This window comes from Alcanivorax sp. DP30 (assembly GCF_009882945.1).
Lineage (GTDB): Bacteria > Pseudomonadota > Gammaproteobacteria > Pseudomonadales > Alcanivoracaceae > Alcanivorax.
On sequence record NZ_WTUY01000004.1, the window covers coordinates 703,100 to 715,308 of the forward strand.

General features: G+C 58.7%; 16 protein-coding genes. 6 read left to right on the forward strand and 10 right to left on the reverse strand.

What is annotated here, in order from left to right; translation table 11 throughout:
- Nucleotides 1–56 precede the first annotated feature (56 nt).
- From GQF00_RS09540 to GQF00_RS09565, 6 genes are all read left to right on the forward strand, one after another.
- Nucleotides 57–776 carry a 16S rRNA (uracil(1498)-N(3))-methyltransferase gene (locus tag GQF00_RS09540; RefSeq protein WP_161318915.1) on the forward strand — a complete coding sequence of 240 codons (720 nt, stop codon included), beginning with the start codon at nt 57–59 and terminating at the stop codon, nt 774–776.
- Nucleotides 776–1,207, forward strand: coding sequence for a DUF1294 domain-containing protein (locus tag GQF00_RS09545; protein ID WP_202560440.1), 432 nt, complete (start codon nt 776–778; stop codon nt 1,205–1,207). The genes GQF00_RS09540 and GQF00_RS09545 overlap by 1 nt, the downstream gene beginning before the upstream one ends.
- 232 nt (nt 1,208–1,439) lie before the next feature.
- Nucleotides 1,440–2,609, forward strand: coding sequence for an AAA family ATPase (locus GQF00_RS09550; RefSeq protein WP_161318917.1), 1,170 nt, complete (start codon nt 1,440–1,442; stop codon nt 2,607–2,609).
- 100 nt (nt 2,610–2,709) lie between these two features.
- A complete protein-coding gene (locus tag GQF00_RS09555; RefSeq protein ID WP_161318918.1) occupies nt 2,710–3,135 on the forward strand; it encodes an MAPEG family protein in 426 nt (141 codons plus the stop codon).
- 3 nt (nt 3,136–3,138) lie between these two features.
- Nucleotides 3,139–3,474, forward strand: coding sequence for a TfoX/Sxy family protein (locus tag GQF00_RS09560; RefSeq protein WP_161318919.1), 336 nt, complete (start codon nt 3,139–3,141; stop codon nt 3,472–3,474).
- 10 nt (nt 3,475–3,484) lie between these two features.
- The gene (locus tag GQF00_RS09565) at nt 3,485–4,069 is read left to right on the forward strand and encodes a DJ-1/PfpI family protein (RefSeq protein WP_161318920.1); all 585 of its coding nucleotides are present in this window, start codon (nt 3,485–3,487) and stop codon (nt 4,067–4,069) included.
- A 117-nt stretch (nt 4,070–4,186) separates the two neighbouring features.
- Here GQF00_RS09565 and GQF00_RS09570 read toward each other — a convergent pair whose 3' ends face one another.
- The 10 genes from GQF00_RS09570 to GQF00_RS09615 all read right to left on the reverse strand — a co-directional run bounded on the left by GQF00_RS09570 (nt 4,187) and on the right by GQF00_RS09615 (nt 12,155).
- Complete coding sequence (locus GQF00_RS09570; protein WP_161318921.1) at nt 4,187–4,846, reverse strand: YoaK family protein; 660 nt, start codon at nt 4,844–4,846, stop codon at nt 4,187–4,189.
- A gap of 92 nt (nt 4,847–4,938) precedes the next feature.
- Nucleotides 4,939–5,469 carry a helix-turn-helix domain-containing protein gene (locus tag GQF00_RS09575; RefSeq protein ID WP_161318922.1) on the reverse strand — a complete coding sequence of 177 codons (531 nt, stop codon included), beginning with the start codon at nt 5,467–5,469 and terminating at the stop codon, nt 4,939–4,941.
- A 106-nt stretch (nt 5,470–5,575) separates the two neighbouring features.
- The gene (gloA, locus tag GQF00_RS09580; protein ID WP_161318923.1) at nt 5,576–6,124 is read right to left on the reverse strand and encodes a lactoylglutathione lyase; all 549 of its coding nucleotides are present in this window, start codon (nt 6,122–6,124) and stop codon (nt 5,576–5,578) included.
- Between the two features lie 385 nt (nt 6,125–6,509).
- The gene (locus GQF00_RS09585) at nt 6,510–7,469 is read right to left on the reverse strand and encodes an SPFH domain-containing protein (RefSeq protein WP_161318924.1); all 960 of its coding nucleotides are present in this window, start codon (nt 7,467–7,469) and stop codon (nt 6,510–6,512) included.
- A gap of 27 nt (nt 7,470–7,496) precedes the next feature.
- Nucleotides 7,497–7,946, reverse strand: coding sequence for an NfeD family protein (locus GQF00_RS09590; RefSeq protein WP_161318925.1), 450 nt, complete (start codon nt 7,944–7,946; stop codon nt 7,497–7,499).
- Nucleotides 7,947–8,386: 440 nt separating this feature from the next.
- Entirely contained in the window at nt 8,387–8,875 is a 489-nt protein-coding gene (locus tag GQF00_RS09595; protein WP_161318926.1) for a peptidylprolyl isomerase, read from the reverse strand.
- 225 nt (nt 8,876–9,100) lie between these two features.
- A complete protein-coding gene (locus GQF00_RS09600; RefSeq protein ID WP_161318927.1) occupies nt 9,101–9,640 on the reverse strand; it encodes a cytochrome b in 540 nt (179 codons plus the stop codon).
- 54 nt (nt 9,641–9,694) lie between these two features.
- The gene (locus tag GQF00_RS09605; protein WP_161318928.1) at nt 9,695–10,705 is read right to left on the reverse strand and encodes a lysophospholipid acyltransferase family protein; all 1,011 of its coding nucleotides are present in this window, start codon (nt 10,703–10,705) and stop codon (nt 9,695–9,697) included.
- A gap of 11 nt (nt 10,706–10,716) precedes the next feature.
- A complete protein-coding gene (locus GQF00_RS09610) occupies nt 10,717–11,709 on the reverse strand; it encodes an MBL fold metallo-hydrolase (RefSeq protein ID WP_161318929.1) in 993 nt (330 codons plus the stop codon).
- Complete coding sequence (locus GQF00_RS09615; protein ID WP_161318930.1) at nt 11,706–12,155, reverse strand: chemotaxis protein CheW; 450 nt, start codon at nt 12,153–12,155, stop codon at nt 11,706–11,708. Before GQF00_RS09615 ends, GQF00_RS09610 begins: the two co-directional genes overlap by 4 nt.
- Nucleotides 12,156–12,209 lie beyond the last annotated feature (54 nt).

A 12,209-nucleotide genomic window follows, 5' to 3' on the forward strand; every position in this document is an offset into this window, starting at 1 on the left:
GCGCGCCTATGGTAGCCTTTTGCTTTTCCCGCGACACCCTGAACGTTGGAGCCTCCATGTCACGCCGTTTTTATGATGATCAGGATTTTCAGACTGGCCAGGTTGTTGAGCTGGGCACGGCGGCCAGCCATCACATTGGCAAGGTGCTGCGCATGGCAGAAGGGGATGACATCGAGGTGTTCAACGGGCGTGGCGGGGAATGGCAGGCGCGTATTGAAAGCGTCAGCAAGAAAGCTGTATCCGTGGCGTTGCTGGGGTTCAATGCCGACAATCGTACCCCTCCCCTCAGCGTTACCGTGGCCTTGCCCATGATCAAGGGCGACCGCATGGATTACGCCATCCAGAAGGCCACGGAAATGGGCGCGGCACACATTGTGGTGCTGGACACCGAACGTTGCGAAGTCCGCCTCAAGGGCGAGCGCGCGGAAAAGAAACTGGCCCAATGGCAACAGATTGCCATCAGCGCCTGTGAACAGTGTGGGCTGAATATTCCCCCCACGGTCACCGGCGTGGAGCATCTGAAAAACTGGCTGACCCGCGACCTGCCCGGCCACAAACTGATTGCCCACCCTGGCGAACAGCCCTTCGATCCCGCGGTATTAGACCGGGGGCAGGCCCTGGCATTGCTTACTGGCCCGGAAGGCGGCTTCTCCGACGAGGAGCTGGCCGCGGCCCGGGGTGCCGGCTTTGTCTCTTTTGCCCTGGGCGAGCGGGTGCTGCGCGCCGAAACCGCCCCGGTCGCGCTGCTGGCAGCCCTGTGGGCATGGCTGGGCTGATGAGACCATTACCGCTTGCTCTGGGCATCGCCCTGATCTGGTTTGCTGTTGTTTACTGGCTGACTCGCAGCTACACGTTTTGGTCGTTCCTGCTGGTGGGGCTGGTTTCACTCAGTCTTGTCACCCTGCTTTGTTATGGATGGGACAAGCGCGCTGCCGTCCGCGAGCAATCACGTATCCCTGAAAAAAACCTGCACCTGCTGGCACTGATGGGCGGTTGGCCCGGTGCCCTGATCGCACGACCGCTATTCCACCACAAGACCCGCAAGCAGCCATTCTCGACGCTTTTCTGGTGCTCCGTGGTTGTTAGCGCCGTCGCGCTAGGTGCTTTTCTGCTGCTGCAGCAAACGGCGCCTGCCCGGCACTGGCTGGATGGACACGCGGCGCAGTGGCAGTTTCTCGTGCAGCAATACCTGTCGTCGTACCACTGAACCCGTACTCTGCAACGGTCACCCGTCCGCGAGAAACACCGTTCGCCCCCGGTCCCTTGAATGCGGGCACGGATGCCGTATTACTGACCGATAAATCAGCTACAAGCCCCAAGCTGCAAGGCGCGGATCGGGCCTTCTTGAACATAACCTCAATGCCCGCGTTCACGGTTTCAGGGTTTTGCTTGTAGCTTGAGGCTTGCAGCTTGTAGCGGCTTTCAAACAAGGGACGGACATGCTTAACACTCTGGCTATCAGCAATTATCGCTCGGCGCTGGACCTGGCGTTGCCGCTGGGGCCGTTGAATGTGATTACCGGGGCCAACGGCAGTGGCAAGTCAAACCTCTATCGTTCCCTGCGGTTGCTGGCGGCCACGGCCAGGGATGATGTAATTGCCGCGCTGGCCAGTGAGGGCGGGCTGGAGTCCACGTTTTGGGCCGGGCCGGAAACGCTGACCACGGCCATGCGTCGTGGTCTGGTGCCGGTGCAGGGAGGGCCGCGGCAGCACAACCGCCGTTTGAAGCTGGGCTTTACCGGTGACGATTTCGGTTACCTGATCGAGTTGGGGTTGCCCAAGCCGGATAGCACCACGGCCTTCAATCTGGATCCCGAGATCAAGCGGGAGATTATCTGGGCCGGCGGCACCTATCGGCCGGCCTCGGTGTTGGTGGATCGTCGCGGGCCCATGGTCAAAGTACGCAGTGAAAGTGGCTGGAAACTGATCGCCGCCCACCTCAACAGCTTTGACAGCCTGTTCAGTCAGGTGGCCGATGCCAACAGTGCGCCGGAAGTGCTCACCCTGCGAGAGAGGATTCGCGGCTGGCGCTTCTACGATCATTTCCGCACCGACCGCGATGCCCCGGCTCGCCAGGTACAGATCGGCACCCGCACCCCGGTATTGAATCATGATGGCCATGATCTGGCCGCTGCGCTGCAGACCATCCGCGAGATCGGTGACAGCCGGGCGCTGGATGCCGCCATTGAAGATGCCTTCCCCGGCGCCCGTCTGGAAATTGCCCCGTTGCCAGACGGCCGTCTCAAGCTGGAATTCCACCAGCACGGTTTGTTGCGACCGTTGTCGGCGGCGGAACTGTCCGACGGTACCCTGCGCTATCTGCTGCTTATCGCTGCGCTACTGACGCCACGTCCGCCATCCATGATGGTCCTGAACGAACCCGAGAACAGCTTGCATCCTGACCTGTTGCCTGCCCTGGCACGGTTGATCGAGAAAGCCTGCGAGCACAGCCAGCTATGGGTGGTGAGCCATGCCAATGCTCTGGTGGAGGCGTTGGGGGTACATCCGGATTGCCAGCATACCGAGCTCACCAAGGAGTTGGGTGAAACCCGTGTTGTGGGTCAGGGGATTCTGGATACACCCCGTTGGCAATGGCCTGAGGCTGGTTGACCGGGGTTGTGCACCAGGGTTGAGATGAAAGTATTTCTGGCCTGTTTGACCTGCGCGGGAATGGTATAACCGGGAGACCAATCATTTCGGGAGCGCCCGCATGCCTATATCCAGTCCGATTCTTACCCCCCTCGTTGTGCTTGTCGCCTGGTCCATGGTGATGTGGCTATGGATGTATGTGACCCGCCTGCCGGCCATGAAAGCGGCCAACATGAAACCCGACCCGCAGGCGCCCAGTGGCCAGCAGATGAGCACCCTGCCCGCCCGGGTACGCTGGAAAGCCGATAACTACAATCATCTGATGGAACAACCCACGGCATTTTATGCCATCGTGCTGGCTCTGGCCCTGTTGGGGCTGGGGGATGGCATTAATCTGACCCTGGCCTGGACCTATGTGGGGATTCGCGTTGTGCATTCGTTGCTGCAAGCCCTGGTGAACAAGATCGAAGTGCGTTTTGTGCTGTTCTTCCTGTCGTCCCTGGCGCTGATCGGCCTGACCATCAATGCCCTGCGGGCCGTGTTCTGAACAATGGCATTTGATCCCGGTCTGGCAGAAAGGGTTCGTGAAAGTCTCAATCACCAGGCCGGCACGTTGCTGGACGAAAAAAAGATGTTTGGCGGCCTGTGCTTCCTGTTGGCTGGCAATATGGTGGCCGGGATTCTGGGTGACGATTTGATTGCCCGGGTAGGGGCGTCGGCCTATACCGGTTTGCTCAGGGAGCCGGGAGCGGCAGAAATGGATTTTACCGGCCGACCCATGAAGGGCATGATCATGGTGGACGCTGCCGTTCTGGATGATGATGCGGCGCTGCAGTTATGGTTATCTCGCTGTCTGGCCTTTGCCATGACATTACCGCCGAAGTAGTGGAGTTTTCATGCGCACCATTGGCATCGTGATTTATGACGAAGCAGAAGTACTGGATTTCGCCGGCCCCTTTGAAGTGTTCTCCACCGCGGCCCGCTTGTGCGACAAGAAACCCTGGTCAGTGTGTCTGATCAGCGAACGGCAGATGGTGAAAGCGCGGGGTGGATTCACGGTGCAAAGCCATTTCACGCTGGACAACCATCCACCGCTGGATGTGCTTTTGGTGAGTGGTGGCGTGCATACCTGGGCCATGAACAATACCCGCTTGCTGTCTGCCATTCGGCGTGCCGGTGAGTCTGCCCGCTGGGTGACGTCAGTGTGTACCGGCGTCTTTCTGCTGGCTGAGGCCGGCCTGCTCAGCAAGGAAAAGGTAACCACTCACTGGGAAGATATGCCGGAGCTGCACCAACGATTTCCGGACCTGAGAGTGCAGGAAAATATTCGCTGGGTAGAAGACGGAAACCGCATTACCTCGGCGGGCATTTCTGCCGGTATCGACATGAGCCTGCATCTGGTTGAAAAGTTACACAGCGCGGACCTGGCCGAGGTCACTGCTGGCCAGATGGAGTATGACTGGGTGCGGGCAGAGGACTAGCTGGCTGATTTCAAACTTTACCAACGAAAATCTGGGCATCCAGGCGGCGCGGAGGGTGGTCAGCTGATCAAGCATGTGACTGGCCAGCGGCTTTACCCTGCCCTGTTGCTGAGGCGGTCAGCCATGGCTGCGACTGTAACCCCAGTACACCACTGCCAGTAGTCCGGCCAGCGTGGCCGGCAGTGTCAGCGCTACAAAGTGGAGCCAACGAAACAGCACCGTGCCAACAATCCCCCCGCAGATAAAACCACTGATCAGTAACAGGAAAAGCAGCAGGCGCCGGCTGTCGAGGGGGATGCCCCGTAGCCAGTTACCGAGCATGATGCCGAGGTCGGTAAAGATGCCGGACAAATGGGTGGTACGGATAATAGAGCCACTGTAGGTGGTTACCATGGCGTTCTGCAGACCGCAGGCCATGGATGCGAGATATATGCCGAAATCACTGCCCTGCTGAAGCGACACCATGGCAAAGGTCAGTAGCGTCGCTTCGATCAGCAACGAGAAACCGTAATGTCGCCCGAGTTTCAGGGCGGTGCTGGTGATCAGCAGGCCACTGAGGGCCGCTCCCGCCAGAAAACTGAGCAAGGTCAGTAACAGGTGCAGAGCGTTGCGCAGGTCCAGGTCTGCCAGTGCCAGTCCCAGCAACGAAGAGCTGCCCGTGAGGTGAGAGACGGACTGGTGACTGAAGCCCAGCAAGCCCACGGCATTGACGCTGCCCGCCAGAAAGGCGAGCAGGAAGGCTCCGACTTCTACCCAGGGTGGTAAACGTGTCAGCAAGACATTCCCCAGTGTGGCTGGTGGTCAATCCAGCAGTGTAGCACGGGGTCTGACGCTGTTTTGAATTCTTGCGTGTGGCGTGCAGCGTTACATCATTTCTTTTTCTTCTTGCTGTCTTTGCTGTTTTTCTTCCCTTTTTTCTTGCCGCCGGCTTTTTTTCCTGACGCTTTCTTGCCGTCTTTCTTGTCTGGCTTGTCGTCCGGTTTTTTCTTTTTCCCGGGTTTGATGGGTGTCAGGCCGCGGGCTTTTTTGCCGCTCTTTTTGCCACTTTTTTTGGCATTCTGTTTGCCCTTCTTCTGGCTGTTCTTGCCGGTTTTTTTACTGCTATCGGGTTTCTTGTTTTGCTCGGTTTCCCGGGCGGCAGGAGCGACGGTTTGGGCGGCCGGCTTGGCAGGGCTGGAAGGGGTCGCAGAGAACAGATCCAGCGCCACACTACGGAAACGTCGCAACGTGTAGCGGACCTGCCCCAGGGAAAGTCCGGCTTCCTCTGCAGCCTGTTGTTGTGTGAGGCCCCTGTCCAGGGCCAACAGTGCCCTGGCACGGGGGCCATTGGGTGTCGGCTGGTTAATACGGGCCTGGCAGCCCTTGCGTTGCGCAGCGGTCAGTAAGGAGGTGGTGGCCACGGATTGTCCTCTCGTTGAGTCTTGCGGATGAAAGCCAGAATTTCACCTTAGGGACAAGTCGTCAGAGTGGCAAAAAATCTTTTTTCTGTCAGAAAACTGTCACGGATCAGCCGTTCTTTTGCTGCTTTTCGAGCATGTCGGCCTGAAGAATTTCGATCCAGTAACCGTCCGGGTCCTTGATAAAAGCCAGCCCTTTCATCTTGCCGTCGTCCGGTCGTTTCACAAATTCCACATCCAGTTTTTCAAAACGTTCGGCAGCGGCGTACACGTCCGGCACGGTGATGCCGATGTGGCCAAAGCCCTGGGGCTGGGCGTTACCGTCGTGGTAGGCAAAGTCCGCGTCGTCTTCCGTGCCCCAGTTATGGGTCAGCTCCAGCATGGCTTCGCGGCCAAACGTGAAGGTCAGGCGTTTGGCGTCATCGGCGGGCACCTGTCCAGCTTCTTCTTCGTTCAGGTAGCCGAGAAAGTAGAGGCTGAATTGCATCTCGGGGAAATCAATCTTGCGCACCAGACGCATGCCCAGCACCCGGGTATAGAAATCGAGACTGCGTTTGGGCTCCTTGATGCGCAGCATGGTCTGGTTGAACAGGTATTCCTGGGTGACCTCGTCAGGATGTTCGAACAGGCCTTGGGCTTTTTCGAAATGGCGGGACATGGGCGCTCCTGGTTGATGGGACGGGTGGACTACAGGATATCGGGATGCGGGGGGTGGATTGCAAGCGCCGGGGACAAGATCGAGTGGCGTAGCAACGAAGCTGCTGTAGGAGCACCTCTAGAGGTGCGAACCGTGCGAAGTACGGAATCGACCGAAGGGCGGTCATGGCCTATCAGAGCTCACCGGATGTGTGGATAGCGATATTCAGGAAAGGGTTGTTGTCGCCCGTGACGAATTTCCTCGCCAAGGCTCGGATTCGCACCTCAAGAGGTGCTCCTACAGGTGTGAAAGGGAAGATTTCGAGTTACGAAGACCACAACCCGATGGGCCTGATGGTTGATTTTCGCAACTCGAAACTTCTACCTAGGGAGCTCGTTGTCGCTCCTCAGGCGGGGGTCTTGTCCACGGTCTTGAGGACTTTTTGCAGGCCGGCCACGGCGCCACCGATATCGCTGAGGCCGTTCGGCAGCAGCATGGTGGTGGATTCCTTGGCGACTTTCTCGAAGGCGGCAACGTACTGTTCAGCGATGCGCAGGCTGACGGCCTGTTCGCCACCGTCTTCGCGCACAGCGCGGGCCACCATGTTCAGACCCTTGGCGGTGGCGAGAGCAACCAGCTCAATTTGCTGGGCGCGACCTTCCGCTTCGTTGATCTGCTTCATCTTTTCACCTTCGGAGATATTGATCATCTCCTGCTTCTCACCTTCCGAACGGTTGATGGCCGCCTGGCGGTCACCCTCGGAACGGTTGATGGCGGCCTGACGCTCACCTTCGGATTCGGCGACCACGGCGCGGCGCTCACGTTCGGCACGGACCTGTTTCTCCATGGCATCCTTGATGGATACAGGCAGGTTGATGTCGGCCACTTCGTAACGCAGCACCTTCACGCCCCAGGGTTGGGCCGCTTCGTCCACGGCTTCCACCACTTCCATGTTGATCTCGCCGCGTTCCTCGAAGGTCTTGTCCAGATCGATTTTACCGATCACCGAACGCAGGGTGGTCTGGGCCAGCTGCTGGGCCGCCATGACGTAATCATCCACGCCGTAGCTGGCGGCTTTCGGATCGACCACCTGCAGGTACATCACACCGTCGATGGACACCTCGATATTGTCCTTGGTGATACAGCTCTGACGCGGTACATCACGAACAATTTCCTTCAGGGAATGCTTGTAGGCAACGCGATCGATAAAGGGCATCAGGAAATGCATGCCGGCTTCCAGCGAGGTCTGGTATTTACCGAGACGTTCCACCACATACACCTGCCGTTGGGGCACGATGCGGATGACCATGAACAGCAGCACGACGGCGCCCAGTGCTAACAGTCCGGAAATAATTAATCCTGCCATGGGTAATGCTTCCTTGTTGTCGAGTGATCAGGAGGGGGTGTTGGTCCAGGGCTCTACGGTGAGCCAGAGACCGTCATGTTGGGTAATACGCACCATCTGCCCGGCGTCCAGGGGCTGGCTGCTCTGGGCCTGCCAGCGTGCGCCACGATAGTTGACGGTACCGGTGCCATTGTTGAACGGTTCGGCCACGGTGGCGCGCTGGCCGATCAGGCCGGCGCTGTCTTCGTTGCCCTCGCTTTCCCGTTCCTGGCCCATCAGCTTGTCATTGAGAAAACGGCGCACAAAGATCAGCGACATCAGGCTGATGACGGCAAACAGGGTCAGTTCCCAGGTGGTGTCATCCAGCAAGCCGAGAAACTTCAGGCTGCCAACGATCAGGGCGGCGATACCGAAAAAGATCACCACCAGTCCGGAGACCACAAACTCTCCAATCACCAGCACCAGCCCCGCGATAATCCAGTAACTGTATTCCGGCATTCCTGCGCCCTCTTCTCATGCTTTTGGGTTAGCACAATAGCATAGAAACCCGGAGGAGTAGGTAGGAAAAGGCTGAAAATGGGATGAAGCAAGCTACAGGCTTCAAGCTACAACGCGGGAAAGTGTGTTGGATCGGGCGATGTTTTCGGCCGCGCTTCGGGGGGAGTCGCGAGTCACAAGTTTCGAGTTGCGAAAAGCGTAAACAGTGCGCCCGGTTTTGCCTTTCGCAACTCGAAACTCGTACCTGGCTTCTCTGGGATCCTTACCTTGCCATGGCTCGGATCGCTTGCAGGAAGTTATTCGCTGCGCTCACCCTTCGGGCCCGCCTTCGGCTGTTACCTCCGTTGCACTCCGGTTCCTACAGCGACTCCGCGGAGAATGCCTTTGGGTTCAAACCGGCCTTGCCCCGCGTTGTAGCTTGAAGCTTGAGGCTCCCTAAATCAGTGCGAATGCCCGCCGACCCCATGCGCATGCTTGTGGGCGATTTCTTCTTCGCTGGCATCGCGCAGATCGGTGATCTCGACCACGAAGCGTAGTGCCTTGCCGGCCAGCGGGTGGTTGGCATCCACGTCTACGGTTTTCAGGCCCACTTTCAGTACTGTGAGCATGCGCGGCCCTTCATCGGTGCTCACGGTGACCACCTTGCCGGGGGCCAGTTTGCCTGCGTGTTTGAGGTACTTGCGGGAAATCCGCTGGAACAGGGTGTTGTCGTATTCGCCGTAGGCATCCTTGGGCTCAATGGTCACATCCACCTGCTCGCCCACGTCTTTGCCTTCCAGCGCTGTTTCCAGGCCGGCAATGATGTTGTTGTAACCATGCAGGTAGGCCATGGGCTCGCCGGTGCTCTGGGAGTTTTCAATTTCGCTGCCGTCTTCTGCGTTAAACAGCTGGTAATGCAGGGTGACGACCTTGCCTTTTTCGATAGTCATGAGGGTCTCCGGATGCGGGGCCTGATGGCGATTAACAATGGCGATGCATTGTGCCGCTGACGCCCGGCGGGAGCAATTGTTTGGTGTGACAGGCGTTTCCGGGTGCGCGTTATCCTGATCGAGTTACTAAAGGCGAAACCGTGCGTGGGTTTGCCTTTCGAAACTCGTACCTCGCCACTCGCTTGCCTTGTTGATATGGGGCGTTGTTCTTGCGGGGCTTCAGGTCTAGCGTCGTCCGGGCAGCATTCTGCGCAGGGTGGCATCCTTGTCGATAAGGTGGTGCCACAGGGCGCCGGCCACATGGATCGCCACCAGCACCAGCAGCGAGGTCCACAGGAAATCCTTGTGGATCCAGGCCACCTGTTTGGCCAGGTCCATGTTCACCTCGGTGAATTGGGGTACGGAGAACAGCCAGAACAGTTCAGTTTCCTTACCTGCCAGCTGGCGCATTCCCATACCGGCCAGCGGCATGGCCAGCAGCACCAGGTAGAGTAGAACATGCACGACTTTGGAGGCCAGTGCCTGCCAGGGGGATGCGATCAGTGCGGGGCGCGGATAGCGGGCCCGTCCATAGAGACGCAGGACGATGGTCAGCAGCAGAGTGAAGCCGACGGTGAAATGCAGCAGTTCCCACCATTGCCGCCACGGATTGCCCTTGGCAAATTGTTCGTGCAGCTCAATCGCGGCCCAGGCCGTAATGATGAGGGCCAGGGTCAACCAGTGGAGGCCCTTGTGGAGCGGATGCCAGCGTTCAGTTGGGTTCATGAAAGTTATCCTTATCCGTTGACAGCATCATCCTTGATGCAGGTTAAGGCAAGATTAAGTGTTGCTGCCTTGATTCCTGTCAGTATCAGGATGCAGTCCAAGCGCCTTGCGGTCTGCCCCTGCGGCAATTTCCTTCAGCAAACGCTGTGACTGACGGTACCAGTTGCGCCGGCCGTACGGACTCCACTTGAAGCGTTTGTAGGTCCACTGGTACTGCGACAGGTTGCGATCGATGCAGCGCTGCAGACCGGCATTCATTTCAGTGAGGATTTCGGTGCAATCGCTGGCCTGTTCAATGGCGGGAGAGGGCTCGAAATGCACATGGATATCTTTTACCCCGCCTTCTCCCCGGTGGCAGGAGACGATGAATACGTGGGGGCGATAGCGCTGCACCAGTTTGTCGATCAGTGCCGGGGTGGGCACGTCGTAGCCGAAGAACGGTACACAGGGATTGCTGCGGTTGCCGGGGTTATGGTCTGAAAGTATGCCCAGGGTGCCACCATTTTTCATGGCAGCCAGAGCCTGTTTAACACCCTGGCTGTTGGTGGGGATCAGCACCGACCCGGTACGCTCTCGAGCCGCTTTCACCATGGCGTCCATCAGCGTTGCCGGGTGCGGCTGGTACATGATCAGGGTCTTTCCGGCGTCGGTCTTGTCGCCCAGATAGAGGTTGCTGATTTCCCAGCTACCCTGATGAAGTGACAGTAACAGCACTGGGCGTTCACTGGCGGTGGCTTCCAGAAACGCCTGTTCGCCGTGAATATGGGTGACACGTTTGAGCGTTTCTGCCGCAGGACGATGCCACACGTGGCTGAACTCGGTGAGGGTTCGGCCCAGTTCAGCCATGCTTTTGCGGCCGATGCGCCTGGCCTCGGCCAGGGGCATGTCAGGGTGAGTGGCCAGCAGGTTGATCAGCACCACCCGGTACGCACTGGCATAGCGCAGTGGCACAAAGGTAATCAGGGTGGCCACGCAGGCGCCAAAGGCGGTAACCAGCGGTAGGGGAAGCCAGGCCAGAAGGCGAACCAACAGCCACATACGGCGGCCCTGGGATTGTGTCGTCATGATGCTCGTTTTCAGTCCTGCTCAAGGATCAGGGTTTCGCCGTGTTGGGGAACACGAAACTGATCCGGGTGAATCGAATGGCTTTCCATGGCCATGGCCAGCGCCTTGGGGGGCGCATCCATGGGCTCATCCGTGAGGACAAAGGTACCCCAGTGCATGGCGACGGACTGCCGGGCCTGGATATCCATGTGGATGCGCACGGCTTCTGCCGGGTTAATGTGGACCGGGGACATGAACCAGCGCGGTTCGTAGGCACCGATGGGCAGCAGCGCCAGATCCACCGGACCGAATATCTCACCGATCTCCCCGAAAAGGGGGGCATAGCCGGTATCGCCCGCAAAATACAGGGAGAAGTCGGGAAACTCCAGACGCCAGCTGCACCACTGGCTGCGGTTATGGTCACCGGGCCCACGGCCACTGAAGTGCTGTGCGGGCAGACAGAAGGCTTCTACCTGGCCGTGGAACTCGCTCTGCCACCACCCCAGTTCGATGATGCGTTCCACGCCCAGCTTGCGCAGCCAGCTGGCCACACCAAGGGGGGCGAACCAGAGAATGTCCTTGCCGAAGCGGGCCTGTAGTTGCTTTACCGAGGCCTTGTCCAGATGGTCGTAGTGGTTGTGTGATACCAGCACAGCATTGATCGGTGGCAATTGATCAATGGTCAATGCGGGCGGCACCGCCCGTTTCGGGCCGGCAAAGGTAAACGGTGAGCAGCGGTCAGAAAATACCGGGTCGGTGAGCAGGTTCCAGCCCTTGTACTGAAACAGGAAGGTGGAATGACCAATCCAGGTCAGCTGGGGAGCTGCACCGGGGGCTTCAAGTTGTACGGCATCCGGTGTTTGCTGCGGAAAAGGCAGGTGGCGGGGAAACTGTCCCCGAGAGTCCCACTGCCATCGCAGAAACTCTCGCAGGCCATGATGTGGCGTCTCGTACAGGTTACGAAAGACATCCGGGTTGGCCGGTTGTGCTGCCGCCAGTGCGGCAAGGCGATCCCGGTCGATCATGTTTGCAGGCCGGATACCGCGCCTTCAATGGCGTCCAGATCCGGAATCACGGCAAGATCCCCCGCGACCTGGATGTACATGGATTCCGCCGCGCCGGTCTCCACAGGTTCTTCCACAGGATCATCCTTGCCAACCTTGATCAGGCGGGGAATACCCTGCACGATCACCGCATAGAAGGGGCGCTTGCCGGCCACGGTATTGAGCACCGCGATACGGGCGTCCTGACCAATGGTGATCTGCCCGGATTCATTCAGCCGCTCGAAGGAGACCAGAGGAATACTCTGGTCACGCCAGCTGAGCCAGCCCAGCAGCCATTCCGGGCCATGACCGGGACGGTCCGGTTGGCGCAGGGGAATCACTTCCGCCACCACGATGTTGGGTACCAGCCAGGGCCGTCCCTGCATGGGGATCAGCAGGCTGGAAATTTCCGTTGGCAAACTGCTCATAACAAACCTCAAATGGCGCTGGACGCCTGATGCCGGGTGCCTGACGCAAGGTTG

What these genes read in the sequence shown, in the direction of transcription:
- GQF00_RS09605 (WP_161318928.1), bottom strand. Translation starts at nt 10,705, where the DNA reads ATGACGACACAATCCCAGGGCCGCCGTATGTGGCTGTTGGTTCGCCTT.
- GQF00_RS09540 (WP_161318915.1), top strand. Translation starts at nt 57, where the DNA reads ATGTCACGCCGTTTTTATGATGATCAGGATTTTCAGACTGGCCAGGTT.
- GQF00_RS09585 (WP_161318924.1), bottom strand. Translation starts at nt 7,469, where the DNA reads ATGGCAGGATTAATTATTTCCGGACTGTTAGCACTGGGCGCCGTCGTG.
- GQF00_RS09600 (WP_161318927.1), bottom strand. Translation starts at nt 9,640, where the DNA reads ATGAACCCAACTGAACGCTGGCATCCGCTCCACAAGGGCCTCCACTGG.
- GQF00_RS09555 (WP_161318918.1), top strand. Translation starts at nt 2,710, where the DNA reads ATGCCTATATCCAGTCCGATTCTTACCCCCCTCGTTGTGCTTGTCGCC.
- gloA (WP_161318923.1), bottom strand. Translation starts at nt 6,124, where the DNA reads ATGTCCCGCCATTTCGAAAAAGCCCAAGGCCTGTTCGAACATCCTGAC.
- GQF00_RS09550 (WP_161318917.1), top strand. Translation starts at nt 1,440, where the DNA reads ATGCTTAACACTCTGGCTATCAGCAATTATCGCTCGGCGCTGGACCTG.
- GQF00_RS09565 (WP_161318920.1), top strand. Translation starts at nt 3,485, where the DNA reads ATGCGCACCATTGGCATCGTGATTTATGACGAAGCAGAAGTACTGGAT.
- GQF00_RS09545 (WP_202560440.1), top strand. Translation starts at nt 776, where the DNA reads ATGAGACCATTACCGCTTGCTCTGGGCATCGCCCTGATCTGGTTTGCT.
- GQF00_RS09560 (WP_161318919.1), top strand. Translation starts at nt 3,139, where the DNA reads ATGGCATTTGATCCCGGTCTGGCAGAAAGGGTTCGTGAAAGTCTCAAT.
- GQF00_RS09590 (WP_161318925.1), bottom strand. Translation starts at nt 7,946, where the DNA reads ATGCCGGAATACAGTTACTGGATTATCGCGGGGCTGGTGCTGGTGATT.
- GQF00_RS09595 (WP_161318926.1), bottom strand. Translation starts at nt 8,875, where the DNA reads ATGACTATCGAAAAAGGCAAGGTCGTCACCCTGCATTACCAGCTGTTT.
- GQF00_RS09610 (WP_161318929.1), bottom strand. Translation starts at nt 11,709, where the DNA reads ATGATCGACCGGGATCGCCTTGCCGCACTGGCGGCAGCACAACCGGCC.
- GQF00_RS09615 (WP_161318930.1), bottom strand. Translation starts at nt 12,155, where the DNA reads ATGAGCAGTTTGCCAACGGAAATTTCCAGCCTGCTGATCCCCATGCAG.